This window comes from Tumebacillus algifaecis (assembly GCF_002243515.1).
In the GTDB taxonomy this organism is placed as follows: domain Bacteria; phylum Bacillota; class Bacilli; order Tumebacillales; family Tumebacillaceae; genus Tumebacillus_A; species Tumebacillus_A algifaecis.
Genome location: NZ_CP022657.1, coordinates 3,855,062 through 3,881,788 on the forward strand (window position 1 = coordinate 3,855,062; position 26,727 = coordinate 3,881,788).

The 26,727-nt window shown below is 54.7% G+C and carries 23 protein-coding genes and 1 tRNA gene; 9 read left to right on the forward strand and 15 right to left on the reverse strand.

Annotation, left to right across the window (positions count from 1 at the left end; genetic code table 11):
* Positions 1-16: 16 nt before the first annotated feature.
* The 4 genes from gap to CIG75_RS17095 form a co-directional block, all read right to left on the reverse strand.
* Complete coding sequence (gene gap, locus CIG75_RS17080; RefSeq protein WP_094237735.1) at positions 17-1,027, reverse strand: type I glyceraldehyde-3-phosphate dehydrogenase; 1,011 nt, start codon at positions 1,025-1,027, stop codon at positions 17-19.
* A gap of 15 nt (positions 1,028-1,042) precedes the next feature.
* Positions 1,043-2,089, reverse strand: a complete 1,047-nt coding sequence (locus tag CIG75_RS17085) for a sugar-binding transcriptional regulator (protein WP_322348591.1) — start codon at positions 2,087-2,089, stop codon at positions 1,043-1,045.
* Positions 2,090-2,229: 140 nt separating this feature from the next.
* Positions 2,230-3,582: an RNA polymerase factor sigma-54 gene (gene rpoN / locus CIG75_RS17090; protein WP_094237736.1), complete on the reverse strand. Its 1,353-nt coding sequence runs from the start codon at positions 3,580-3,582 to the stop codon at positions 2,230-2,232.
* A gap of 74 nt (positions 3,583-3,656) precedes the next feature.
* A complete protein-coding gene (locus CIG75_RS17095) occupies positions 3,657-3,848 on the reverse strand; it encodes a YetF domain-containing protein (RefSeq protein ID WP_094237737.1) in 192 nt (63 codons plus the stop codon).
* A 138-nt stretch (positions 3,849-3,986) separates the two neighbouring features.
* Here CIG75_RS17095 and CIG75_RS17100 point away from each other — a divergent pair, with 138 nt between their 5' ends.
* Positions 3,987-4,802 carry a pyrroline-5-carboxylate reductase dimerization domain-containing protein gene (locus CIG75_RS17100; protein WP_094237738.1) on the forward strand — a complete coding sequence of 272 codons (816 nt, stop codon included), beginning with the start codon at positions 3,987-3,989 and terminating at the stop codon, positions 4,800-4,802.
* A 47-nt stretch (positions 4,803-4,849) separates the two neighbouring features.
* Here the strand turns inward: CIG75_RS17100 and thiD are convergent, their stop codons facing one another.
* Positions 4,850-5,656, reverse strand: a complete 807-nt coding sequence (thiD, locus tag CIG75_RS17105; protein ID WP_094237739.1) for a bifunctional hydroxymethylpyrimidine kinase/phosphomethylpyrimidine kinase — start codon at positions 5,654-5,656, stop codon at positions 4,850-4,852.
* A gap of 134 nt (positions 5,657-5,790) precedes the next feature.
* Here thiD and CIG75_RS17110 point away from each other — a divergent pair.
* The 4 genes from CIG75_RS17110 to CIG75_RS17125 all read left to right on the forward strand — a co-directional run bounded on the left by CIG75_RS17110 (position 5,791) and on the right by CIG75_RS17125 (position 9,493).
* Positions 5,791-5,865: transfer RNA gene (locus CIG75_RS17110), tRNA-Arg, on the forward strand.
* A gap of 148 nt (positions 5,866-6,013) precedes the next feature.
* Positions 6,014-6,880, forward strand: a complete 867-nt coding sequence (locus CIG75_RS17115; protein WP_094237740.1) for a tetratricopeptide repeat protein — start codon at positions 6,014-6,016, stop codon at positions 6,878-6,880.
* Between the two features lie 337 nt (positions 6,881-7,217).
* Positions 7,218-8,705, forward strand: coding sequence for a tetratricopeptide repeat protein (locus CIG75_RS17120; protein WP_157729616.1), 1,488 nt, complete (start codon positions 7,218-7,220; stop codon positions 8,703-8,705).
* Positions 8,706-8,764: 59 nt separating this feature from the next.
* The gene (locus tag CIG75_RS17125; protein ID WP_094237742.1) at positions 8,765-9,493 is read left to right on the forward strand and encodes a DsbA family protein; all 729 of its coding nucleotides are present in this window, start codon (positions 8,765-8,767) and stop codon (positions 9,491-9,493) included.
* Positions 9,494-9,514: 21 nt separating this feature from the next.
* Here the strand turns inward: CIG75_RS17125 and CIG75_RS17130 are convergent, their stop codons facing one another.
* Positions 9,515-11,458, reverse strand: coding sequence for an LTA synthase family protein (locus tag CIG75_RS17130; RefSeq protein ID WP_094237743.1), 1,944 nt, complete (start codon positions 11,456-11,458; stop codon positions 9,515-9,517).
* Between the two features lie 107 nt (positions 11,459-11,565).
* Entirely contained in the window at positions 11,566-12,255 is a 690-nt protein-coding gene (locus CIG75_RS17135) for a uracil-DNA glycosylase (RefSeq protein WP_094237744.1), read from the reverse strand.
* Positions 12,256-12,346: 91 nt separating this feature from the next.
* Here CIG75_RS17135 and CIG75_RS17140 point away from each other — a divergent pair, with 91 nt between their 5' ends.
* The 4 genes from CIG75_RS17140 to CIG75_RS17155 all read left to right on the forward strand — a co-directional run bounded on the left by CIG75_RS17140 (position 12,347) and on the right by CIG75_RS17155 (position 15,929).
* Positions 12,347-14,365 (forward strand): ankyrin repeat domain-containing protein, encoded by a 2,019-nt coding sequence (locus tag CIG75_RS17140; protein ID WP_172844476.1) that lies wholly within the window; start codon positions 12,347-12,349, stop codon positions 14,363-14,365.
* Between the two features lie 84 nt (positions 14,366-14,449).
* Positions 14,450-14,755 (forward strand): Mpo1-like protein, encoded by a 306-nt coding sequence (locus tag CIG75_RS17145; RefSeq protein ID WP_227874270.1) that lies wholly within the window; start codon positions 14,450-14,452, stop codon positions 14,753-14,755.
* Positions 14,756-14,810: 55 nt separating this feature from the next.
* Positions 14,811-15,086: a hypothetical protein gene (locus CIG75_RS17150; protein ID WP_094237746.1), complete on the forward strand. Its 276-nt coding sequence runs from the start codon at positions 14,811-14,813 to the stop codon at positions 15,084-15,086.
* 162 nt (positions 15,087-15,248) lie between these two features.
* Positions 15,249-15,929, forward strand: coding sequence for a hypothetical protein (locus CIG75_RS17155; protein ID WP_094237747.1), 681 nt, complete (start codon positions 15,249-15,251; stop codon positions 15,927-15,929).
* Positions 15,930-15,989: 60 nt separating this feature from the next.
* On the opposite strand, the gene CIG75_RS17160 is transcribed toward CIG75_RS17155, so the two are convergent.
* The 8 genes from CIG75_RS17160 to CIG75_RS17195 all read right to left on the reverse strand — a co-directional run bounded on the left by CIG75_RS17160 (position 15,990) and on the right by CIG75_RS17195 (position 26,656).
* The gene (locus tag CIG75_RS17160) at positions 15,990-16,244 is read right to left on the reverse strand and encodes an HPr family phosphocarrier protein (protein WP_172844477.1); all 255 of its coding nucleotides are present in this window, start codon (positions 16,242-16,244) and stop codon (positions 15,990-15,992) included.
* Positions 16,245-16,266: 22 nt separating this feature from the next.
* The gene (gene whiA, locus CIG75_RS17165) at positions 16,267-17,211 is read right to left on the reverse strand and encodes a DNA-binding protein WhiA (protein ID WP_094237749.1); all 945 of its coding nucleotides are present in this window, start codon (positions 17,209-17,211) and stop codon (positions 16,267-16,269) included.
* A 22-nt stretch (positions 17,212-17,233) separates the two neighbouring features.
* Complete coding sequence (locus CIG75_RS17170; RefSeq protein WP_094237750.1) at positions 17,234-18,400, reverse strand: gluconeogenesis factor YvcK family protein; 1,167 nt, start codon at positions 18,398-18,400, stop codon at positions 17,234-17,236.
* Between the two features lie 6 nt (positions 18,401-18,406).
* Positions 18,407-19,276, reverse strand: a complete 870-nt coding sequence (gene rapZ / locus CIG75_RS17175; protein ID WP_094237751.1) for an RNase adapter RapZ — start codon at positions 19,274-19,276, stop codon at positions 18,407-18,409.
* A 137-nt stretch (positions 19,277-19,413) separates the two neighbouring features.
* Positions 19,414-21,498 carry a methyl-accepting chemotaxis protein gene (locus CIG75_RS17180; RefSeq protein ID WP_094237752.1) on the reverse strand — a complete coding sequence of 695 codons (2,085 nt, stop codon included), beginning with the start codon at positions 21,496-21,498 and terminating at the stop codon, positions 19,414-19,416.
* 412 nt (positions 21,499-21,910) lie between these two features.
* Entirely contained in the window at positions 21,911-23,827 is a 1,917-nt protein-coding gene (gene selB / locus CIG75_RS17185) for a selenocysteine-specific translation elongation factor (protein ID WP_157729617.1), read from the reverse strand.
* Between the two features lie 19 nt (positions 23,828-23,846).
* On the reverse strand, positions 23,847-24,791 hold the full coding sequence (gene trxB, locus CIG75_RS17190; RefSeq protein WP_094237754.1) for a thioredoxin-disulfide reductase: 945 nt from the start codon (positions 24,789-24,791) through the stop codon (positions 23,847-23,849).
* A 137-nt stretch (positions 24,792-24,928) separates the two neighbouring features.
* Complete coding sequence (locus CIG75_RS17195) at positions 24,929-26,656, reverse strand: tetratricopeptide repeat protein (RefSeq protein ID WP_094237755.1); 1,728 nt, start codon at positions 26,654-26,656, stop codon at positions 24,929-24,931.
* Positions 26,657-26,727: the final 71 nt, after the last annotated feature.

Below are 26,727 nucleotides of genomic sequence, written 5' to 3' on the forward strand. Positions count from 1 at the left end.
TATACAGTTTCAGTTCTTACGCAATTCCTTTTGCTGCCATGTATGCGCAGAGATCGACGACGCGGCAGGAGTAACCCCACTCGTTGTCATACCAAGAGACCACTTTTACCATCGTTCCGTCGATGACCATCGTGGACAGCGCGTCGATCGTCGAGGAGTTCGGATTGCCGTTGTAGTCGATCGAGACGAGCGGCAGTTCGGAGTAGCCGAGGATGCCTTGCAGACCGCCCTCTGCCGCTTCCTTCAGCATAGCGTTGACCTCTTCGACTGTGGTCGGTTTCTCCACTTCGATGTTCAGATCGACCACCGAAACGTTCGGTGTCGGCACGCGCATCGCAAAGCCGTTCAGCTTGCCTTTCAACTCTGGCAACACCAGCGCGACCGCTTTGGCAGCCCCTGTGGTAGTCGGGATGATCGACAGCGCCGCCGCGCGCGCACGACGCATGTCTTTGTGCGGCAGGTCGAGAATGCTCTGGTCGTTCGTATAGGAATGGACGGTGGTCATCAATCCATGTTTAATGCCGAGCTTGTCGTTCAAAATTTTGGCGAACGGCGCCAAACAGTTGGTCGTACAGGAAGCATTGGATACGACATGGTGGTTAGCCGGGTCGTACTGGTCTTCATTGACGCCCATGACCACGGTGATGTCTTCATTTTTCGCCGGAGCGGAGATGATCACTTTTTTCGCGCCGCCTTCCAGATGCGCTGCCGCCGCTTTCGCATCGGTGAAGCGCCCGGTCGATTCGACGACGATGTCCACACCAAGCTCTGCCCACGGCAGTTTGGCCGGGTCTTTTTCGGCCAGCACCTGCACCTCTTTGCCGCCGACGATCAAGGTGTTATTTTCAGCGCGCACTTCAGCCTCAAATTGGCCGTGCACCGAGTCATATTGCAACAGCAAGGCGAGCGTATTCGCATCGGTCAAATCGTTGACCGCTACGATCTCCACCTCTTCATTGCCAAACGCTGCCCGAAACACATTGCGCCCGATGCGCCCAAATCCGTTGATCCCCACTTTGATAGCCATCTATATGTCTCCTCCTTAGGATTCAATCTCTCTTTTTGTCTGTCCCAGAATCGCGTCTGCCGCCGCTTCATCGGTGATCAGCACCTGTAGCGGACTTCCATAGGCCACGGCAGAAATCGCCTCTGCCTTGCTTGTTCCTCCCGCGACTGCCGAAATGCGCTCAATGTGCTTCAGGTCGCTCAAGCGCAGCCCCACCGTGTTCATCGCATGCACGATGTTGCCCATCGCATCAAAATAGTACCCGAACGCTTCTGCGATCGCCCCGTGCGCCTCGATCTGCTCGATGCGGCTCTCAGGGAGTCGTCTGCGCTTCGCCATAGGAATAGCTTGCCCGATGCCGTGCAGGACAATCCGAGCGGAGCGCAAGCGGTGCAAGGTGTCCTGCACCTGCGGGTCGCTCATCAGCGACTGCAGCGCTTCATCGCTCAACACGTCTGGTGCGTGGAGCAGGCGGTAGGTGCCGCCCAGTTGAGCGGCGATGCGCGAGGCGATGGTGTTGGCCTGAAATTCCATGTTCTCCCCGACCCCGCCGCGCGCTGGCAACACTTCTACGCCAAGCGATGCACGCGAGATCGATTCGGCGACGGTGGCGATGGTCGTGCCTCCGGTGACCGCCAGAATGTCGTCTTGGCGCAAGGTCTTCTTCAACCATTCTGCCGCCGCGTGACCGATCGCCTTTTTCACCAATGGATCGGCATCGGCGTCCCCGGCCACGATGTGCACTTCCTGCAGTCCCAACTTCTCAGCCAACCGTCGCTCTTTCTCGGCCAACCCTTCTACTTCGCGGATCACATCGGCCAACTGCACAAGCAGGTTGATGCCGCGCTCCGTCAGGTGCATCCCGACCGTTTCCACGACGATCAGCCCCTGATCTTTTAAAAAATCGACTTCGGCGCGGAGTATGCGCTCGGTCGTATTCAATTGTTGCGCTAAGGCTCGTCTGCCGATCGGCTGGGTAAGATAGAGATGATGCAAGATGCGGTAGCGCTTTTTCATCATTTCGATCAGATCTGGCACGAGCTGTTGCTGAAGCTCCAACAGGTGTGTTGGCACAACATTCACCTTCCTGAGTCTTCCTAATCGGGACTCAAATCGTCCCTCGTATGCAAATAGTGTCCCACAACTGGTGAAAAAAATGCAGACGCAACGGTCTGCTCCTTTTTATCTTATCCAACTATCGGTCATTGCGCAACCGCTTTTCCTTATTCTTCATATCGTTTGCGTAAAGACGATGAGGGGATGTGCTCTTCTTCACGATATTTGGCCACCGTGCGGCGCGCGATCTCAATGCCTTTTTCCTGCAACAGTTCGGTCAGCTTTTGGTCGCTGAGCGGCTTGCGCGGGTTCTCGGCCTCGACCAGCTGTTTGATCTCCGATTTGATGCTTTCGGCCGAAGCGCTTTCGCCAGATGTGGTCTGAACGCCCGAGGTGAAAAAGTATTTTAGTTCAAATACACCGCGCGGCGTCTGCACATACTTGCCGGTGGTGGCGCGGGAGACGGTCGATTCGTGCATGCCGATCTTTTCAGCGACCTGACGGAGCGTCAGCGGCTTGAGGGCGCGAACTCCCTGCTCAAAAAAGGCGCGTTGCAACTCGACGATCGCTGTGGTGACGTTGTAGATCGTCTGCCTGCGCTGCTCGATCGACTTGAGCAGCCAGAGCGCATGGCTCAGCTTGCTGTTGATGTAATCTTTCGTCTCTTTGTGCAGTTCATCGCTGGAAGTCAACATGTTGCGGTAAAAGTCGTTGATGCGCAGGCGCGGTACCGACTTGTCATTGACGATGACCACATAGTCGCTTCCGACTCGCTCCACCGTCACATCGGGGATGATGAAGGAAGGCGATTCGGTCGAGTACATGCGCCCCGGTTTGGGATCGAGCTTTTTGAGCAGATCGACCATCCGTTGCACCTCGACAGGCGAAACGTTTAACAGCCCCGCGACGCGGGTGATCCGCCCTTGGGCCACCTCTTCGAGATAGTGGTCGATCAAGCGCTCGATCGCAGGGGGGACGTTTTCCATTTCGGCCAACTGCAAGCGGAGACACTCCCCGAGATTGCGCGCGCCGACCCCAGTCGGCTCCAAGCTTTGCACGTGCTGCAAGGCGTGCAAGACGCGCTCCTTTTGCACGGCAAGCGCCACAGCACAATCTTCCACCGACAGCGTGAGGTAGCCGTTGCTGTCGAGATTGCCGATCAGATACGTCCCGATGCGGAGCATTTCTCCGGTGAGCGGCAGCAGTCGGAGCTGCTTTTCCAGATGTTCATGCAAGGTGACCCCTTGGCGGATGCCGTCTTGCGCTTCTTCTTGCGCCGGAGCATACGAACCGCCAGCCGTCTGCGAACCACCGTTTTGACGCAGTTCTTTGGCCAGTTCGGTCCAATCGATCGTGCGTTCCACTTCGAGCATCGGGTTGTGCTGCGTTTCGCTTTCCAAAAAGTCGAGCAGTTCGAGTGACGAGAACTGCAGCACGGTGATCGCTTGGCGGAGTTCTGGCGTCATGATCAGCTTTTGTGTCTGTTCCTGCCAGAGTCCGTAGCCCATTCCTACCTGCATGCTCTCCTCACCCTTTCGCTTCTTGCTTTGCTTCTAAGTGTAGCAAAACGTCATCGGAAAAGCGATTGCTAGGTTTAGACAAACAGGACGTGCACCCGCCCAGACTGATCGAGCAATGCATATCGGACATCCCGAATGTCATAGATTTGCAATTGGGAGAGCATCTCGCGCACCCAAGGTTCCGACTTGCCCAGTTTCATTAAATTGTCATAGACCAGCTTTCCGTGCCGAACGAGGGGCATCGGCTGCGCGGTGAGTTCCTCCATGCTCAGACTCCTTTTTTGATGTGCAAAACATCCTTTTTATTCAGGGTGCCGTAAACCAGCGCAAAAAATTCATTGTTCTTATCAGGCAGACCTGTCGAATATGCTCGTAGTATAGACATTCAGAAGGAGGAGACTGCCTTGCGGATTGGATTTATCGGGACAGGGAGTATGGGAGGTATGTTAGTCCGGGCGTTTTCCCAGTCCACGCCCCCTTCGGAGCTTCAGGTCGTCGCCTGCAACCGAAGTCCGGAAAAACTGGCCCAAATCACGTCGCGCTTTCCCCACGTGGAAACGGCTGCATCCCCTGAAGAAACGGTTTCCCGCTCCGACATCGTCTTTTTGTGCGTGAAACCTGGCGATGCTAAGGGTGTCATACAGCAAGTCTTGCCTTATATTCGGGAAAATCATTATTTTATCTCGATCAACAGTGCGGTGATGCTTGAGGAGATGGAAGCGATCCTACCCTGTCGCGTGAGCAAAATCATCCCGTCGATCACGCAAGTCGGGCTGTCTGGCGTCACGCTGGTCATGCATGGCAGCCGCATGCACACCGAGGAGCGCCGCTTTATTGAAGGCTGGCTTGAGCGCATCTCCAAACCGATCGTTGTCGAGGAATCAGACCTGCGCGTCTGCTCCGACCTCAGTTCGTGCGGACCAGCTTTTTTGGCGGTGATGCTGCGTGAGTTTGCGATGGCGGCGGTCAGACAGGGCGGGATTCCACGCGATTTGGCCGATTCGCTGGTCAAAGAGATGACGATGGGGGTCGGGAAACTGCTGACCGAAGAAGGCTTTGAGTTTGAAGACATCATCCGCCGCGTCGCGGTGCCAGGCGGGATCACCGCCGAAGGGATCAAAGTGCTGCACCCGTCCTTACACGGGGTGTTCGACCAACTGCTGGTCACGACCCGCTCCAAATCGAAACATCACGGAACGGCTGAGCACGACCATAAGTGAGCATAACAAAAAGCGGGGTCACCAAGACCCCGCTCCCTTCTGTTTCATTAAATGTGCTGTTGATGACGCCGCACATACGCCCAGTGGTTGGTCGGTCCATGACCTTGACCCAAGCCGAGCGAATCTTCGATCGCACAGGTGATAAACTGCTTGGCGGTATGTACCGCTTCATAAACCGCAGCGCCTTTCGCCAATTCGGACGTGATCGCGGCAGAAAATGTGCAACCCGTCCCATGCGTGTGCTTGGTCTCAAAACGCGGCGAGACAAATTCGGCAAACTGCTCCCCATCGTACAAAATGTCGAGCGCATCGCCTTCGAGGTGTCCGCCTTTGACGAGAACATAGCGCGTGCCAAAGCTGTGAATCTGGCGCGCCGCTTCCTTCATCTCTTCCACCGTGCGGATCGTGCGTCCAGTCAGCACTTCCGCTTCCGGCAAATTCGGCGTGACGACGGTGGCGAGCGGAAGCAAGTGGCGGATCAACGCTTGCTGTGAATCATTTTCCAGCAGCTGCGCTCCGCCTTTGGCAACCATGACCGGATCGACGACAAGGTTCGGCAGTTGGTGTTCTTTGATCTTCATGGCGACCGTTTCGATGATCGGCACTTGTGCCAGCATGCCGGTCTTGATCGCATCCACGCCGAGATCGACGGCGACAGCATCGATCTGCTGTGCGATCGCCTCCAGCGACAAGTTGTAGATGCCGTGAACACCCAGCGTATTCTGGGCGGTAACGGCGGTCAGGGCGCTCATTCCATACACGCCTAGTACGGTAAACGTCTTCAAATCGGCTTGGATTCCGGCGCCGCCGCCCGAATCACTGCCTGCAATCGTAAGCGCACGAGATACAGTCATTCTCTGATCCCCTCCATTCGGTGCTGTCCTCTATTTTACCAAGACCGGTGCAAACTTCACAGTTGCTTTTTGCAAACGATTCCTGTATCATAGCAATTGTTCTTCTTCACAAGAACATGCTCATTTCACAACATGTGCCCTTAGTGTATCGGATATCACGGTGGCCTCCGGAGCCGCAGAGGCAGGTTCGACTCCTGCAGGGCACGCCAACAGATCGAAGAAAGAAAGGCTTCCTACAAGCGTAGGAAGCCTTTTTCTATTTCATGCCTTATCTTTTTTCTTTAAGCTTGAAACTTCTTGCCTAAAACATCGTCTTACATAGTAAGAGGAAAATAACCCCCAAGGAGGACTCCCCTCATGAAAAAGCCACTTCTCGCAGGTTTGATCGCAGGCGCACTGACGACAGCGCTGTTCTCCAGTTCGGCGCAGGCAAGCGTCGAGCTCTCCCCATCCGTTCCACAGTTGCAACCCGGTGTGTGGGACTATGTTCAGGAACACCATCTGCGCGACCTGCCCGACCCCAACGAAACGCTGGCGATGGTGCAAGCCTACGCGAACACCGCACCGACTGCCGAGCAGATCCCCTACTACCGCGCGCTCGTTCAAAAATATCCGGAAAGTCGTCACGCGCACGAGCGGCTCGTCAGCGCCTTGCAGTCATCGCTGCAAGACGGTCATGACCCACACCCCGCCAAGACAAATGTTGAAATCCTCCAACATTATTTGACCGCATCAAAAATTGCCGATTCCTTTGGCCAAACGCTCTACATAGAGAGCATCCGCCACTATGCGCTCGAATCCAGCATGCCGGAGAAAGCATCCGAATGGTATGACAAACTCCTTCGTAAAAATCCGTACAACTGGAATCTCAACATGACCTATGCGGAGCTCAACAAAGCGCTGAACAATCCGAAAGCGGAACTGTTCTACCTAAAAGCGATCAGCGCTCGCCCGGAAGGCAACCTGGATGCTCACATCGGCTACACCGAGTATCTGCTCGACCAAGGCCGCTATGCCGAAGCGTTTCGCGTCGCACTGCTGCCCGGTGAAAAAAGCGATTACCTCGATTTTCTACACGGGTACGCATTAGAAAAAATGGGCCGGGGCTTCCTCGCCGCCTCGTACTATTATCAAGCGCAAGGATTCTCCAAAGACTTCCCATTCCCCTCGCGCTATCAGATTGCAGCGAGCCCTTACCAAACTGGACTTCATTTTCTCGACTAATCCACGCCGCCTCTTTCTCGATGAAGGAGGCGGCTTTTTTGCGGTCTGCACCCGGAGCGCCCTATGGTCTCCGCCGCCAAACGCATGTCCAGCTTGGCGCCACCATCCTCGCGCCTCGTCTTTGCTACATGTACCGCCACCTTCCACCTTCCGCTTCACTGCTTATCCCTTCAGATCGAGAGCACATCCACATTAAAAATACCTCAACATTTTCTGGAACATTTTTTGTATTACTTCTTATATCGTATATAAAAATTGAACATTGTGAACTTACATGCTATGTGTTATCCTTTTCCCGTATCATTATAATATTTTTTACATTCGGAGGTGTTTCACTATGAAAAAGCTGTTCAGCATCATGCTGGCAGCAGCACTGCTGCTCCCTCCTGCAGGAATGGAATGGAGCGGTAGCGCAGTTGCGACTGCTGCCTCGGACAAGAAGTTCCAACCCGGGGTAGAAGAGTTCATCCAAGGCAACTACCTCGGTCATGCCAACGAACTTCCGGACCCGAACGAGTCTGTCGAAGTGTTGCAGAGCTACCTGACCGCCAAGGGTTCGCCCAAAGAACTCGACACGTTCAAGAATCTGGTGAAGAAGTTCCCCGATTCCCGCCATGCCAATGTCGGTCTCGCGATGGCGTACTACAACGAGTTCGCCGCGACGAAAGACAGCAAACTGGCCAAACTCGCTTTGCAGCACGAACTGAAAGCGGCCGAAATCGCACTGACTTACGGCAAGGTGCAGTACACCGGCTGGATCAAACAGATCGCGCTGGATGCAGGCACGCCGGAAGCGGCCGTCGCGTTTTTTGACAAAGCGCTCGCCGCTTACCCTGGCGATTTCGAAGCAGCTCTGCACAAAGCAGAAACGTTGGGCAAGATGGGCAAAAAAGCGGAGGCAGAAGCTTCCTTTAAACAGGCGGTCGATCACCGCCCGGCGGGCAACATCGATGCGCACGCTTCCTATGCCGAATTCTTGCTTGAGCAAGGCCGCTACGAAGAGGCTGCGCTGAACACGATCCTGATCGGTGAAAGCGCGTACTACATCAGCTTCCTGCACGGCTATGCGCTTGAGAAATTGGGCAAAGGCGAAGAAGCGCAAGCGCATTACGCCAAATTTGCTGAGTTCTCCCAATCGTTCCCGGCTCCGGCGAAGTTTAAGATCGAGCGTTCCGCCTACCAACTCGGCCTCAGCTTCGAACAACCGGTCGGCGCTGTTGCCAGCGCAAAAATGAGCCCAGACAACACGCTCGAAGCGGTGATCATGCCTGAAGCAACCACGGCGACGACCAACCTGTCATGGGCGGTCACCTGTGAGGCAGGCGGCGAAACGGTCGGCGGCATGCGCATGGTCGGCTGGTCGATTCGTCAGCGCGTCAACCGCGGCTCGACCAAAGTAAACGGCACGACCTGCCTGTCTGTCACCAACTCCGGAACGACGATGGATGACAAATACGGCAACGTCATCTGCCAATCAAGCCAATATTCTGGCGTCACCTGCAACTCGTCCAAAGATGTAACCAAGTGCACCAACTCGAACGTCCGCACGACGACGACCAACCAAGTCGCGTTTGACGTGTACAATGGCCTGGTGCCAGACCCGTACACCGGGTACTGCCCGACCGGCACGAGCAGCAGCACGACCTACTGCACGGCGACCTGCACAGGTGCCACGAACAACACAACCTCCTTTACCGTAAAAACTCCGCACTCGTTCTTGGCCTACTCGCATGCTCCGCTGTGGGGCTGTGCAATCAATGCGGGTGCCGTTTGCGGTAACGGCGGCGGCGACAACTATTTTGACTACAACAACGCGAACAACTAATGCCTGAATGAAGAGGGCTTCGGCCCTCTTCTCCTTCACAAGCACAGAGGAGAGAAAACATGAAAAAATGGCTGGCTCCCGTATTGATTCTCTTTGGTGTTCTGATCATCATCCAATCTGTTGCCATCGTCCTTACCCTATTTAAAATGAACGATCTGGAGCAAGCGCTCCCCGCACTGAGCAAACAGGTTCAACAGGCGGCTGAAGACCCCAATCAAAACGTTGACAAGCCGGGCGCGCAAACAGCCCCGACCCCGGTCGAATCGGAAGGCTTCCCAGAGCGGGGACCCAAAGATGCAGCGGTGACCATCGTCGAATTTACCGACTTCGAATGCACCTTCTGCAAATCGGTACAACCGACGATCGAGCAAGTGATGGAAAAGTATGACGGCAAAGTCCGCCATGTGTTCCGCAACTACCCGATCGGGGCGATTCATGCCGGAGCGGTCAATGCCGCGATGGCCGGACTCTGCGCGAACGATCAAAATAAATTCTGGGACTATCACGACCAACTCTTTGCCAAAGCGAACGACAGCGGCTCGCTAACCAAAGAATTGCTCAAACAAACGGCGGTAGACCTCGGCCTGAACGCATCTGCATTTAACACCTGCTTCGACAACAAAACGCACCTCGACCGCGTCCAAAAAGACTTTGAAGCGGGCAACACCTACACCGTTTCCGGCACGCCGACCTTTTTCATCAACAACCGCATCGTCACTGGTGCTCAACCGTTCGATGTTTTCACTGAAATTATCGAAGAAGAGCTGGCCAAAGCTGCCAAATCATAAGAGGGACCCCGGAGGGTCCCTCTATTTTGTGACGTGCTCGTTCTCCATCACCCGCGGCAACGTGTCCCAGCGGACGATCAGATCGTTCATTTTAAACTCCCACTTGGCGCGTTCCCAACCGGGTCGGCACGTTTCAACCGGGAGCAATGCACCATCATTCGTGCGGTCATGGCATTCTCCGTGGTTGAAGAGACCGTCCTGACTGGCCAGATAGAACAGATTGTCGGTCGCAAAGGTCGTCGGGTTGGCGTACTGGCGCAAAGCGGAGAAGCTCTGACCTGGCTGCATGTTCAGCAGGTCTTGGCCGAAATAGAACACTTTGCTTTTGTCCACACCAAGCAGGTTGACCAGCGTCGGCATCAGGTCCATCTGCCCACCTGGGGTGTGGTTGACGCCAGCTTCGATACCTCCGGGCAGACGGATGAAGAGCGGTACCTTCTTTTGTTCGTGATAGAGGTAATCGTCCACCTCACGCCCGATCCCTTCATATTTGCCGATCTCCTGCTTGTCCAGACCGTTCGCAAAATGATCGCCATACACGACGAACAGGGATTCGTCCATGATGCCTCGTTCTTTTAACTCCGCCATGTACTCGCCTAGCGCTTTGTCCGCATAGTGCTGTGCATGCAAGTAGTCGGTGAACAACTCGCTGTACTGCCCAGCCGGGATGTTCAACTCTTTGTAGGCATCGGGAATCTTGTAATCGGTGTGACCGGACAAGGTGATGTAAAAAGAAAAAAACGGTTGGTGCGTAATGCTGATCACGTCCAGCGACTTGTTGAATAAGGTGCGATCGGATGCTCCCCAACCGATGACATCTTCGTTTCCAAAAAAGCTTTCGGAGTAAAATTTGTCAAACCCTTGCGCTTTGTACATGTTCTCTCGGTTGTAGAAATCTGGCTTGTAGGTATGAAACACAAACGCAGAACTGTAGCCGCTCTCCTTGAGCACGGTCGGCAGTGCACGGTACTGGTTGTCCGCTTCCTGCGTGTAGACCGCCCCCGCTTCTGCCGGGTAGAACGAGTTTAAGGTCATAAATTCTGCATCTGACGTGTTGCCTGTACCGATCTCAGCCAAGTAGTTATCGAAATAGATCGACTCCCCGATCAGTTTGTTGAGATGAGGCGTCACTTCCTGACCGTTCACTTTGCTGTTGATCACAAAGCGTTGCAACGCTTCCATCTGCACGATGATCAAATTCTTGCCCTTGGCAACATCCTGCCCATTCGGAGTCGGCTCTTGGCGACGCTCGGCCATCCATGTGCGGATTTCGCGGAGGTCGCTCTCTTGCAACTGTTGGATGTTGTTGCCGCCGATATAATGATACGCATCCACCGCATGATAGCTTAAAATTCCCATGTGGCGGATCATCACGTTGTTGGTATACATCTCCGTGTAGGCTGGCTTGCCGTACACAGCGACCAGCCCATACCCTTGCAGGGCGAGCAGCGCTACACTGCATCCAGCCAGCAGAACTGAGGTGCGCGCGCGTATTGGCAGACTGCCGATACGGTTCACCAGCTTGTCCTTGCCGCCGATCACAAGCAGCGGGATCAGCACCACAAAATCGACTAGCAACAGCAGGTCTGAGCGTTTGATCAGGTTCCCGATCTCCGTGGTCACCGTGCCCAACTGTCCTGCCGTCTCCAACATTGGCAACGGGATGACACGATTGTAGTTCCGATAGAAAAGAAGGTCGGCAAAAATGATAAAACTGATCACCAGATCAAAGATGAGCAGCGCCGCCAAGCGAATTTTTTTCGGCAACAAAACGAACAAGCTGCTGAGCAGAAACAGCCCGGCCAACGTTGCGACCCATTGCAAGGGCGAACCGATGCCAAGGCCAATCCAAACATCGAGCAGCACAAATTTTATGAGCAAAAAGCCATTGAAGTAGAGCAGGTCACAGTTTTGCTCCGCAAAGGTTCGTAAACGGCCCCCGATCTGTTGCATCTGAGTGCGCATTTCCGCGATCAGCCCCCTCCTAAGCTCTATTCTTATATCAAGCCACTCCGGCTAAACAGGTTGTCAAAAAAACCGTTCCAATTGGAACGGCCATTCCCGATGTAAATCTATACGTCCGTAGGATCAAGCAGTTGACAAATTATTTGAAATATCCCATACCACATCGCTTTTGTCAACTTTCCGGTAAATGTATTTTGCTGGCTTGGATGGTAGGAAGCAACCAAATGCGGCCGTCCATCGTCAAACGTATAACAGGCACCGTGGGCAAAGGTTAGACCTTTAACGTCGTATCCTTCTTCCTGCATGAACTTCTTATAGTTGTCAAATGCGATTTTGCCAAGCGCCAACACGACCTTCTTTTCGGTGAGCAAGCGCAGTTCCTCCGTAAAAAAGGGACGACAGTTCTGAATTTCGCCTGCGGTCGGTTTGTTCTGTGGCGGGGCGCAGCGAACGATGTTGTTGATGTAGGCGTCCACCAATTGCAGACTGTCGGTGCGATGCAACGCTTCTGGTTCGGTGGCAAACCCGAAATGATGCAGCGCTCCATACAGCCATTTGCCCGACTCATCGCCGGTGAACACCCGTCCCGTGCGGTTGGCCCCGTGCGCGCCCGGTGCGAGGCCCAAGATGATCAGCCGGGCCTTCGGGTCGCCAAAACCGGGCACTGGGCGGCCCCAGTAGGTGTCGTCCTGATATTTTGCTTTCTTCACCTGTGCAACTTCCTGACACCACTCTCGAAGTCGAGGGCAGGCGTCGCAGGAAGTGATGCGCAAAGACAGCTCTTGAATGCGTGTCATTTCCCTCTCCCCTTTTCACTCATTATACAGGAAATTGCCCAGCCGATCTCGAATCAGTGTATTATCTGTACTTACAGGGAGGTTCATTAAAATGAAGAAGAAGACAGTTATTTCAAGCCTCTTCGCACTCATCCTAACCCTACCTCTGGCCCATGCACCTGTGCAGGCCGCTATCACCCCCGTTGAGATTCAGGTCAACGGCAAGGTGCTGTCCACAGATCAGGCTGCGTTTAATGATGATGGAACGGTATTTGTGCCGATCCGCCATTTGGCCGAAGCGCTCGGCGGCACTGCTACATGGGACAATACCAGTCGCATCGCGACTGTGACGATCGGCAATAAGAAGATTGATTTTGAGATCGGCAAGGACATCGCCACCGTCAATAACGAACGGCTCCGCATGAGCGGGAGCACGCAGATCGTCGGCGAACGCACGATGGTTCCGATCCGCTTTATCGGGGAACATGTTGGCGGTGAAGTCAAATGGGATCAGGCAAAACATGCGGTGATCATCGATACTCGCTCTGCACCGTTGTTTGACGCGATTCGCGCAGGCGATGTCCGAAAGGTCACCGAGCTGTTGAACGACGGTCTCAACCCGAACGCGATCCAACTGCAAAAGTCGGCTCTGTTCACCGCGATTGAATCGGAAGAGTTGGAGATCGCTCGACTGCTCCTGCAAAAAGGGGTCGATCCCTATGGAGCGACCAACTTGCAAATGCCTACGGCCCTCCATGAGGCGGTGACCCGCGCCGATGTTCGCGCGGTCGAATTGCTGCTTTCAGCGGTGAAAAGCCCAACCTTCGAACAAAAGTTTAATCAGGAGTCTGCCTTGTACTACGCGGTGCTGCACAACCGCAATTCGATCGTGAAGGTGATGCTGGAGCACGGCGTCAACCCGAACATTCCAACGATTCTCGAATCGTATCAAAACTCTCCGGACGACCGCCCGGACAACGAATTGCTACTGTATGCGGTCCGACAAAACAACACGGAGATGGTCGCCGACCTGCTGGCCGCAAAAGCGGACCCGAACGTCCTATTCGAAAGCGAGATGCCGACCATTTTGCACCATGCGGCCTATTTCAACATGGATACCAACATCCGCACGTTAAAGCGCTATCAAGCCGATCCGAACCGGACCACCAAGCAAGGCTGGACTCCGTTGATGATCGCCGCAGAGCGCGGACATACTGCCGCGGTCCAAGCGCTGATCGAGTCGGGCGCTCAGCTTGATCTGCAAAACGCACTCGGCGCCAACGCCTACCTGATCGCGAAAACGCACGGCAATGAAGCGACGATGAAACTGCTGGCCGCAGCCGGTGCAGACACCGCGTACAGCCCCAAACTGAGCGACGATGCGGTCCACTTCCGAAAGCACACCACCCATTTTCAAGAGGACGACACCGAGCTGATGCGCGCCGCCTATATCGGGCAGACCGGCTTGGTGCGTGCACTGATCGAAGGCGGTGCTAATCCGAACGCGCTCTCGGTCAATGGCTCGGCGATCAACTATGCGAGCGGCTACACCGAAACGGTCAAAGCGATCCTGAGCGCCCCGTCCTTTACAGACGAGGAGAGCAAGAACAATGCTTTGAATACGGCCATCGATGGAAGAAACGTGGAACTGGCCACCGCTTTGCTCCAAGCAGGCGCGAAGTCGACGTACCAAACGTACAACTTGGCACTGAACAACGCACCGGAGATGCTCGACTCCTTGTTCAAAAACGGACTCGACCCGAACGACGGGCTGTATGGAACAAAAAATTACGGCCTGACTCTTGCTTCCATGTGGAATCAGATCGACCTAGTCCGCACCTTCCTCGCCAACGGTGCCGACCCGAACCTCGCAGATGAGGAGGACAAAACACCGCTTATCCATTCCATCCGGCGCGGCGATGTGAACACATCTTCCCTCTTGCTCGCCAAAGGTGCCAAAGTCAACCACACCGACAACTCCGGCCACAGTGCGCTGTACTATGCGGTGAAGCGCAGTGACGTTGCCGCTGTCAAACTGCTGCTCGATGCAAAAGCGGAAGTAACAGCGGAGATCCGCGAAATGGCGAAGCAAAAAGTCGCACAAGACGTGCTCGACCTGCTTCCAAACTAAACGCTACATCACAACGGCCAAAGCTGACCGCAGATTCCTTCTTCTGCGGTCTTTTGCGCTCAGAAAGTGAAGGTGACTCTGCCCTTGCACCGCATCCAACAAGACTTGATCCGCTATCAACAAGCACATCAGCATCCGATCAATCAGCTCCTGCATTACTTCGCTTTCCTCGCCGCACTGCTCGGCTGGATTTGGCTCTTCCTCGACTGGCGGGTGACCCTCATACTCGCTGTCTTGCACTACGCCCTGTCGTGGACCGGCCACTTTTGTTTTGAAAAAAATCAGCCTGGGTCGCTGAAGTCACCTTGGCTTGGTTTTTCCGCAGGCTTTCTCTGGTTTTTCATCCGAACGCTCGAATTGCTCTTGCGCCGTAAACTACTTCCAGTGTAAAAGGTACACCTCACGTACAGGTTAAACCTATGACTTGTTATGGAGGTGTTCTTGCATGGAAGAAAGCTTGCCCAGTTTGGATCCTTCTCAAAAACGCAAGGACCCCAAGCTCTTTGTGATTCTCGGCTGGATTTTTGCCGTGATAACCCTGTTCTTCCTGCCCTTTTTGTTTGGCCCGGCAGCGATCATCATGGGTGCCATCGCCATAAAACGCGGCGCGAAGGCGAACGGCATCTGGATCATCGTGCTGGCTGCTCTTGTGCTTCTCCTCTATCTGGTGCTCACCGTCTTTGCGGTCTCCTTCCTGATGAACTTGCCGACCGCACCCTGATCTTCACACGCTGCACAGCCTCGATCACTACAGCGGACCAACTCGTGCTTTGAGCACTTCGGCCATCGTGATGCAGGCTCGCACAGTAGATCGCCACTCACCTCTCTTTGGCTTGGCGCATAGGCTACTATCAGCCCACTGCCTACAGGGAGGTGACAGATCATGAGCACGCTTGGACTGCAAGAGGGCTGGGCGGAGAACCGTCCCGTCCATTTCGTATCTGCAGGTCTCACCCCGCTGACGCTGGCCGGAATGTATGTGTTGATTCGCGGCTATGACCCGCGAGGCGGGCCTTTGCTTGCGGCACGACAAAAGCAGATACTCGACTCGATTCCTGGCATGAGCGGCCACAGCGCACTCCGGCTGGTGCATTTCGTCGAAGTGCCGCCCGATCTGCCGCTCGATGCGGTCACCGGGGTGCAAGACGTGCTGAAACGAGCGTTGCGCGTTCGGACACCTGGCATGGTCGTCAACGCCCCCGTCGTACCACTAGAAGCGAAAAGCCCGCTCTACCCGATTGTGCCCGCTTGGCATGAAGGAATGCTCACCGGATATCTCGACATCGGGCCGATGCCGATACGCACCGGAAATGCCTACCAATGCATCCGCGGGATCGACAAGACGACGGGAAACATCGTCCCCGTGCCAGGTCAAAAGCTGATCTTCGACTCACTGCCGACCAATCCATCCTACAGCTCGGTACGGCGCTTGCATTATGTGCGGGTGCCTGAAGAGGTGGAGGCTCATACATTACGCAGTGTCGAACAGATCATGGAGCGGCGACTGGCGGTGCGTCCCACGACGATGTATCTCAATGTCCCGATCCCAGAAACGCGGCTGTAACGTGCCGACATAAACAGGAAAACCACGTTTCGCTCGATTGGCGAAACGTGGTTTTCCTGTTTATTGATGGGTGACAAGCTCTGCCAATTTCTCCACCGCAAGCTCCGCATCGGGCCCATCGGCACGGATGATCACTTCTGAGCCACTGGCGATCGCCAGCGACATAATGCCCATAATGCTTTTTGCATTGACCGCTTTTCCTGCTTTTTCAACATAGATCTCGCTGGTAAAACGGTTCGCTTCTTGCACGAACAGCGCGGCCGGTCGGGCATGCAATCCAGCAACCAGTTGCACAGTCACAATCTTCTCTGCCACCTTCTGGCCCTCCTCGCAACTCTTAATTTTTGTTAGTATAACCCGTTTTTGCCTTTTCTGCCAACTCATCCAGCTTGCGCAGGCGATGATTGACACCCGACTTGGACACGACGCTGGGCAACATCTCCCCGAGTTCCTTCAAGTTGATGTCGGGAAACTGCAATCGCAACTCGGCAACTTCACGCAAACGGGGCGGCAAGTTCTGCAGACCGATGACCCGTTCGAGCAGTTTGATGTTCTCAATCTGCCGCACCGAAGCTTCGATCGTCTTGTTCAAGTTGGCCGTCTCACAGTTGACCAGACGGTTGACTTGGTTTCGCATCCCTTTGACGATGCGGATGTCTTCAAATTTCAAAAGCGCCTGATGTGCGCCGATGATGTTCAGAAATTCGATGATCTTCTCGACTTCCTTTAGATAGACCACATAGGACTTCTTGCGGTCGATCAGTTTGGCGTTGAGATCGTATTCGTTGATCAACGTCAGCAGCGCGGCAGAGTGGTCATAATCGTTTGAAGCGATCTCCAAATGGTAGGAAGAACCTTCCGGGTCGTTGACGCTGCCTCCCGCGAGAAAGACTCCGCGCAGATAGGAGCGCTTGCAACAGTTCTTTTTGACCAGCTCTTGATTGATCCCGGCGACAAAGACCAGATTTTCCCCGGCGATGCACAGTTCCTGCAAAATCTCTCGCACCTGAAACGGTACGCGCATCATGTAGACGTTGTTTTTCTTCAAGCGCATCTTCTTGCGCACCAAAATCTCTGCATGCACACCGAACAGTTCTTTGAGCAACGTGTACATCCGGCGGGCAATCGCCGCGTTTTCGGTGGTCACATCGAGCGAGATTCGCTTGCCGGAGATGAGCACCGTACCGTTCATGCGGATCAGGGCGGCCAGTTCTGCCCGTTTGCAGCAGGGTTTTAAGTCGAGTTGGGTCAGTTCTTTTTTCGTGCGGGCAGCAAAAGACATCGATTGCCACCTCCTTTCCGTATTAGCGGCGGAGTTTGTTCGGATCGCGGCCGATCAAAGCCAAAATCTGCTCGGAGATCATCCGCGCATCGTGTCGCGCATAGATGGAGTAGTGCAGAAAATTGCGCGCGATCACGTTGAGCCCCAGATTTTGCAGATTCCAAAGGTCGGCCACCACCGGCGCCGCCCGTTTCTCGCGGTACTGCTCGATCACGGCTGGCGGGATCGGTGCGGAATTGACGAGGATGTAATCGAACAAGGGGCGCTCGATGTGATCATAAATCGCTTTGACGTGATCGGATGCGGTATAATGATCCGTTTCTCCCGATTGCGTCATCACGTTGCAGATGTATACTTTTTTCGCCGCAGCGTCTGCGATCGCTTGCGTCAATTTTGTCACGAGCAGATTGGGCAGGATGCTGGTGTACAGCGAACCAGGACCGATGACGATCACGTCCGCCTGCTCGATCGCTTCTAGCGCTTCAGGCAATGGCTCCAGATCGTTCGGTTGCACTTCGACCCGCTCGATCTTCTTGCCGGAAAGCGGAATCTGGGACTCGCCCTCCACAAAGCTGCCATCTTCCATATAGGCGCGCAAGATGACCGCTTCCCGCACAGCAGGCAGGACTCGGCCGCCGACGGCCAGTACGCGGGACGCCTCTTTGATCGCCGTTTCAAAATCTCCGGTGACATCTGTCAAAGCGGCGATCAGCAGGTTGCCAAACGAATGTCCGGCCAGTCCTTCCCCGCTTTTGAAGCGGTGGGACCACAGCTTTTCCAGCAGTGGTTCGGTGTCCGAAAGCGCTACCAAACAACTCCGAATGTCTCCGGGCGGAGGCATGTCAAAGTCGGAGCGCAACCGCCCCGACGAGCCTCCGTCGTCGGCGACTGTCACGATCGCCGTGATGTCGATGTCAAACTCTTTTAAACCTCGCAACAGCACGGACAGCCCGGTGCCGCCACCCACGACGACGATACGCGGCTTGCGCTTTTCGAGCAGCATCTGCGTGCGGGTGATCTGCTCATCGCGCCACCACCCGAAAGCGAGCAGCCCAGAGCCCATCAACAGACAGACCAGCCCGATCAGCGATGTTTGCCCAGGGAGGCTGTGAATTCCGATCCCAGCTGCGATCAGTCCAAGTCCGAACGAGCAGACTGTCCAGGCGAGGAGCAACCAATAGCGCACCATCTCCGGTTATTCCTTTTCGGAGTCGCGGTGCACGACGCTCGCCCACTCGCGGTTTTTGAGATGTTCATGCAGCGTTTCGGCCAGTGCGACCGAGCGGTGTTTGCCACCGGTGCAACCGATGCCGATCACCACTTGCGTCTTGCCTTCTTTGCGAAATTGCGGGATAAGGAAATCGATCATGTCCTCCAGCTTGGTCACAAACGATTGAGTAATCGGCCATTTCATCACATAGTCATACACATCTGGGTTCTTCCCGGTCAAAGGACGCAGGGAATCGACATAGTGCGGGTTGGGCAAAAAGCGCACATCGAACACCATATCCGCTTCGATCGGCACGCCGTATTTAAAGCCGAACGACATGATATCCACTTTCAAATGCCGATCCTCAATGTGTGAAAATTGACTGAGGATTTTTTGCCGCAGTTCGCTCGCTTTCAGATGTGAAGTGTTGATGATCAGGTCGGCATTGCCGCGGATCTCCTCCAACATCTTGCGCTCATCTGCGATCCCTTCGACGATCCGCCCGTCTTTGGCGAGCGGATGGCGGCGGCGCGTTTCTTTGAAACGGCGCACGATCGTCTGGTCATCCGCCTCGAGAAAGACGATCTGGTAGTTGATATCGGGCCCCTTTTGCTCGAGTGCCTCCAACGCTTCCATCAGGTCGCTGAAAAAGGCCCCACCGCGCAGATCGCAAACCAACGCCACTTTCGTCACATTGCCCGAGGACTGAATGATCAGATCGCCAAACTTCGGGATCAAAGCGGGCGGCAGGTTATCAACACAGAAAAATCCGATATCTTCGAGTGCCTGCATCGTCACCGATTTTCCCGCGCCGGACAGTCCGGTGATCAACAGTAGGTTAATACCCGCTTGCATTCTCTTCACTCCCTGCAAGTTCATGCCAATTTGTATCTTCTTAGTGTAGCAGATGACCGAACGGAAAGAAAGAAATCCAAGGCACAAAAAAAGAGCCGGGCGTATCACGCACGGCTCTTTTTGCTAACTTGGTACGATTACGATCTTTCGGTGCCTTTTTCAGCACCTTCATCGCTTGGGTCAGCCAGATCTTTTACATCTTCCGAGCTTTCTGTCAACTCCGCATCGGCGGCAAGCTGATCCTGTTCGGAACCGCCTTCCGTCGAAGCAGCAGATTCAGCATCGGTTGCCCCAACAATTCCATCATACGCTACGAAGTCCTGTTGGGAGGCTTCACCCTCTGATTGCGGCAAATTGTTCGCTGCGAGTTGACTGTTCGCCCGCGCCTCGGCGATCGAGACGACCAAGCCAGTACCGGCATGGACCTCTTCTTCCACCGTGAAGCGGGAGACGCTCAACTGCAAAGCATCAGCCAATTTCGAAAGCGTGACGGCAGACGCTGCCACCTCTTGCATCGAAGCGAGCTGTTGCTCAGTCGCCGCAGAGACTTCTTGCACCCCTGCTGCCGACTCTTCGGAGATCGCTGCCACATCTTCGATGTTTGCAAACACTTGGTTGGCCGAGACGGAGATCGTAACGGTCGTGTCCGCTACGAGGCGAATCCGCTCGAGCATCTCTTCGACAGACGTCACGATGTTATCAAAGGAGCTATTCGTTTCCTGCATCGCTTTGACACCCGCATCGACGCGCTGGTTGGAACCGCCGAGCGCCACTTTCATCTGCTCCATGCTCTCATGAGCAGACGAGACGATCGAGCGCACTTCACCTGCCGCCTGCGAAGACTGGTCGGCAAGTTTCTTCACTTCGTCAGCGACGACCGCAAAACCGCGCCCATGTTCGCCCGCCCGCGCTGCTTCGATCGCAGCGTTCAGGGAGAGCAGGTTGGTTTGCGACGCGATCTCGGTGATCACGTTGACAAACTGGATGATGCGGCCCAGTTCCGAATAGAGGTGTTCGAACGCCTGCACCGTCTCCACGTTGGCGGAGCGGATGCCTTCGATCTGTCCGGATGTGGTGTTCAGCACCGAACGACCGGACAGCGCCGTGTCTGTCGTCTGCTGTGCCGCTTCCACGATGCGATCCATCGTGTTCTTGATCTCACCGACCGACTCGGCCAGATGTTGCATCAGGTCTGCGCTTTCCTGTGTGCGTTCTACTTGGCGCGTCGTCCCTTCCGCAACCTCTTGGATCGTCGTCGCGACCGACTCGGCCGCTCGGTTGCTCTCCTCAGCTGAGAGCGCCAGGCGCTCCGAAGCTGCAGCAACGGACAGCGAGGCGGTGTTGACCTGGCCGATGATCTGGCGCAGGTTGGAGATGACATCCGATGTGGAGGTGGCGAGTTGCCCCAGTTCGTCGCTAGAATTGATCTTCACATCAACGCGCAGATCGCCTTGAGCCAGCACTTCATTGACTTGGACCATGTGATTGATCCGGCGCTGCAAGTAGCGGTTGGTCGCAAGACCGAGCGCGCCAGCAAACAGTGCGATCAGCGAGATGACGATCGTCGTCAAAATCCAAGCCGAGCGGTAGATCGAGTCGAGCAGCCCTTTTGATTCGGCGATCACGCGTTGGTTTTTATCGTTGATTTGGGTGAGAGTTTTGGAAAGATTCTTATAGCCGGAGGAAAGGTTGCCCTCCCAGAGTTGGAAAGCGATCACTTCGCTCTTACCCGCCTCAGCTATTAATTTTGTCTGTGAATCTTTAAAGAACGCCCAGTTATTTTCTAGGTCTTCGAGCGACTTTTGATCCTCTTCTGATTTATCTGCCAAATTTCTATACTCGCTGATGCTCGCTTCGATCACCTTGTTCAGGTCCTCGAGCTTTTTCAGTTGGATCTGTTTTCCGTCCTTGTTGTTGCTACTACGGATATAGTTAACCATTTCACGGTCGTATTGAGCAGCAGTAACCTTCATTTCTTCAGCGACCTGCATCGCCCGGAGATTGACGGTCAACGCTTCGTCCATGTTGTCTTGGAGCATTTTCAATTGCCAGATCGACATCACGCCGACTGCCAGAATTCCTACAAACGTTACAACGATGATAAGACCCAATTTTTGACTCAGCTTCATCTTGATCTTGCTGTCGATGCCTTCATAGACACGATCCAGCCATCGGAACGTCGCACGTTGAAAAACGCTCTTTTTCTTTTCTGTTGGCGTCACTACCCTACCCCCTTCTTTCTTCCCAAACAAACTCCAATCAGAATTATTTATTCTCTTCTTCTCTACGAAACGTCCACATTCCTGCCATATTTACGCTTAACCTGCTATAACATTTAATCAAGCTAAACTAATGGTTCATGACTGTACATTTATGTGAAAATAGAAACAAATCAGCTCCTGTACAGCGCCCTTCACAGCATACCACTGCACCTATTCGTTCACAACGAAAAACGAGCAGCAATCTCTCGCCACCCATCCGTTTTTAGACAAAAAAAAGAGTGAGACACACCCGAACGGGCTGGTCTCACTGGGAAAGAGTACTGAAAAGGGGGGTCAAATTTGCTTGTCTTTATCATAGCTCTTTATTATTGCGAGACGATTACACAGACGTGAACAGTACGTGACATTTATTTTAGTTCTCACTCGTCTCGGCCACCAGCACGCGCTTGGCTTCGATGCGTTTCGTAAATTTCTGCTGATCAAAATACTCCAGCACCGCCACCGCCAGCTTGCGCGACGTGCCTGCCCAATCGCGGAATTCGGCCACGCCGAAAGGTCCGACCTTTGCATAGCGCTCGCGAATCAGCGCTTTCGCCTCCGCAAGGGTCGATGCCCAAAAATGCACCCCATCCTCGAGCTCGACCAACATTCCCGTCTCTCGCAGGTAGTGATAGAGTCCGACCAGCGTCTGCTCCAGCGCCTTCGATTCCTTCAGCACCTCTTCAAATGACGGCGGTTGATAGCCACCGCGCAAAAAGAGTTCCTCGATCTTCCCGAGCACTTCTTTTTCGCGCAGCGTAAACGGCACCACATAGCCATTGATCGCCAGCTTATCTCGCTGCAGAACGAACCGTTCTTGTCCAGCTGTCGTCATGAGCAGGGCGTCGAACAGCTTCGGTTTGACCTTCTTGCCCAACTGAGACAACACCTGTGCTTTCGGGACGGTGATGTGATACTTCCCTTTTGCAAAATGAGCTCTGATCTTCTCCTCGATCTCATCGAACAAACGGAGCATCGCCTCAGTTCCGACATAACCGCCCGCCACCTCTGTCACCTGCCCCGTTTGCAGCAGAGGGGCGAGCCAGTCTTGAACCACATCCTCCGTCGCATGAACCGCATCTGCCAGCGCTCGCGTTCCAGCGCCCGGATCGTCTTGCAACGCTTGCAAGATCAGTTGATCCGGTCCGCCTTTTTCCCGCTGTTCCAACTCTTCCAGCACATAGTCGCGACGGCGTCTGTGCTCGCGTGCTGGATGGGGGTCGATGATCGTGCCACCGCCGATGGTCAGCATCGGTGAAAACGTGCGGATGATAAAGCGGTCGCCTGACGCGCAGACGATCGGACTCTCCAGATCGATCTGCACCAGACTGTCTTCGCCTGGCGACAGTTGGTCACCGTCAAGAATGCTCACCCGTCCCATCGCTTCGCTCGCCCCGATGTAGAAGCGAATCCGCATCCGATTGGTCAAGGCGCGCGGCGCATCGTCGAGCAGATGAAGACGCGCATCCACGCGATTTGTGGCCTGATACAGCCCGCTTTGGGCGATCACCATGCCGCGCTCCAGATCGGACCGCTCGACCCCGTGCAGATTGAGCGCCGCCCGCTGTCCAGCGCGCGCAGAATCTGCCGACTCGCCGTGCACCTGAATGTGCCGCACTCGTACAGGCAAGCGTTGCGGCAAAATTTCCACCGTGTCCCCGACCTGCACCTGTCCGGCATAAACGGTACCTGTCACCACCGTGCCAAATCCCGCGACCGAAAACACCCGATCCACAGGCAGGCGCAATGGTGCGGTCACTTCCCGCGGCACCACTTCTGCCGCCAAGCGCCCGATCTCTTGGCGCAACGATTCGATCCCCACTCCTGTTGTGGCCGACACCGGAATGAGCGGCGCGGCGGCCAGAAACGTCCCGGCCAACCCGCTGCGCACTTCCTCTTCGACCATCAACAGCCATTCGTCTTCCACCCGATCGATCTTGGTCAACACGATGATGCCTTTTTGCACGTGCAACATCTCCAAAATATGCAGGTGCTCGAGCGTCTGGGGCATGATCCCATCCTGTACATCGATCACCAGCAGGATCAGGTCGATCCCGCCCGCTCCCGCCAGCATGTTACGCACGAAGCGCTCATGCCCTGGAACGTCAATCACCCCGACGCGTCTGCCGTCGGGGAGATTGACGGGGGCAAATCCGATGTCGATCGTAATGCCCCGCTCTTTTTCCTCTTTGTGAACATCTGTATCTTTCCCGGTCAATGCTTTGACCAGCGTCGTTTTGCCGTGATCGATATGTCCGGCCGTTCCTAGGATCAGAAATTGATCGTTCATCGCGCTCAATCCTTTTGCTTTATGCTTGATCCTCTTCCCACAACTCGACATAGTGACCGGCATAGAACGCCGCCACCGCGCCGTCCGCCGTAGCGGTGACCACTTGGCGCAAGACGGTCTCACGTCCATCGCCCGCCGCAAACACGCCTGGCAGTTTCGTTTCCATCTTGTCGTTGGTCACCACATAGCCCGATTCGTTCAGAATCGGCAAGTCGGTGAAGAATTTCGTATTGGGCACCATGCCGACGTAAATAAAGATCCCGTCACAAGCAAATTCGCTCGCTTCGCCCGTTTTCGTATTTTTCAACTGGAGCTTTTGCACTTTGCCGTCGCCTTCGATCGTCTCGACCGTCGTATCCCAGATGAAGTTGATCTTCTCATTTTTAAAAGCGCGATCCTGCAAAATCTTCTGTGCGCGCAGCGTGTCGCGACGGTGAATGATCGTCACTTTCGATGCGTGGCGGGTCAGATAGATGCCTTCCTCAACCGCCGAGTCGCCACCGCCGACCACGACCAGTTCCTTATCACGGAAAAACGCACCATCACAGGTCGCACAGTAGGAGACGCCGCGCCCGCGAAGTTCATCTTCGCCAGGAGCACCCAGTTTACGCGGTTCTGCACCTGTGGCCAGAATGATCGTCTTGGTCAAAAATTCGCCGCGACCCGTGATCACTTTCTTGATCTTCTGATCGGCATCTTCGATGCGCTCCACATCGCCTGTGATCATCTCTGTCCCGAAGTCTTCCGCCTGTTTGTGCATGATCATCGACAAAGATGGACCGTCTACAGACTCCACGCCTGGGTAGTTTTCGATCAAATGGGTGGTCGATGCTTGACCGCCCGGCATCCCGCGCTCGATCAGCGCTACTTTCAGGTTGGCACGACCTGCGTATAGACCAGCAGCCATCCCGGCCGGACCGCCGCCGATTATGATCACATCATAAAGATTGTTGGTTTCGCTCATCAGAATTGCCCCCTTGTATTCAAAAGACGCGCAAGCACCTCTTGGCTAGTATGAGAAAAGAAAAGGACGAGGATTCCTACTCCTCATCCTCGTCCTTTAGTATATCTAAGCATGGGTGGTATGTACTGTAACTCTCCCTACAAATCCTCTCCGTAACTGGGCGGTTGCATCAACTGGCGATAGATCTTCGACACCGCACCTGCCGTGACACCGTAGCGCGCGGCCACTTCCGCCTGCGTGACTTTCACACCCAGTTTGCGCAGCACCGCATACTCCAGCGCGGCAGCCCAATTGGCCAGTTTGACGATGCGCGGCGGCGCGTGAAACACCTGATTGAGATAACCGGTCCAAATGTCCCTCGCCAGATGGCGAGCCGCTTCGCCATGCGCGCTGTCCAAGTTGGAAAAGGTCAGGTCGAGCACTTCCTGCCACTCCGCCTTCCACGTCAGCAGATCGTCCTGCGGGAGTGACTGCACGCGAAGCAAGACCTCTTCTTTGTCGAGATGGGCCTGAAACGGGCCTTCCGCTCCGATGTGGCGCAACACGTAGATCGCCAGCCTCTTCAACTGATCGATCTCCTCCGGGTTCTTGATAAACTCGCGCAGGACGTGCTCCACCTCTTTGTCGGCCAACAGCGCAAAGGTCTGAATCACCTGAATCTTCGTCTCCAGATCGCCATGCTTGAGCGCCCAGAACAGCGAGGAGCGGATCAGCGGGTCATTGCGCCAAGCGCCCAACTGCCCGGTCTGAATCTGCTCTTTCATGATCCGAAACTGCTCCTGAAACGGGATGTGATACTGATAGGACACCGTGTCCATCTCCCGCTGGGCGGCCAGCGCTTCTTTGACCTTGTTCAAATAATAGCCTGGCGTCTCCGATTCCGGATCGAGCGTCTCGATTTCCTCCCAGACTTTCTTCGCTTTTTCCAAAAATCCGAGGTTGGCGGCCGACGCCGCGACACAGTGCAACAGCGCCGTATCGGTCCGGTCGCCCCAGCGCAGCAATTGCCGAAACAAGCGATACGCCGTCGTATGCTCGCCCAAGATGCCCATCGTGGTCGCCAACTTATATGTATGATCAAAATACAGCGGGTACAGCTTGCGCAATCCTGCCAGGATCTCCTGCAACTGCTGTTGATTGCCTAAATGCTGATGAAAGACCGCCAAGTTGCACAGCGCGTGCACATTGGAAGGATCGCGCTCCAACACTTCGCTTGCGATCTCGATCGCCTTGTCGATATCGCCTTGGTAGTAATAGGCGAGCGACAGGTTGTTGCGGGGCGCTGTCGAGTCAGGCTGCTGTTCCACAGCCTTTTCCAAATACTCGGACGCCTCCATGAACTTGCCTTCCTCGAGCAGTTTGCGCGCCGTATCATGTCCGCCCGCCTCTTCCGACTGCTGCTGTTTGCGCTCTTGAAACACTTTGCCGCCGCCAAACTCCTGCACCAAGATCTGCATCATTTCCTCAGCGTCTTCGGCAAACTCCCCGTGCGGGTCGAGCTCCAGATAGCGGGCGACATGTTCTTCCGCATGTTCATAATCGCCCAGATTGGCACAGTTGTTCGCCATGTAAAAATAGCATTCGAACATGTCCGGGTCGATCTCTTTGATCACCTTATGCAAAATCCGATTCGATTCCTCAAATTCGCCCAACTCGGAGAGGACGCCTGCCAGATTGCAGTGGTTGACCGGATTATCAGGCTCCAGTTCCGCAGCTTTCCGGAAATTTTTCATCGCATTTTTCAGGTCATGACGATCCAGATAGTGCACCGCCCGCTCAAAGAAGAAGGCGGCATCCACTTGGAATGGAATGACATTGCTATGATGTGTGCGTAGTTTCTCTTCCTGGCTATTCGGTTTATCCACAGGCGTCACCTCCCGAGTATTTCTAATTTGTCCTAGTATATCACAATCAAGAAAGCACTGTCATAATGAGC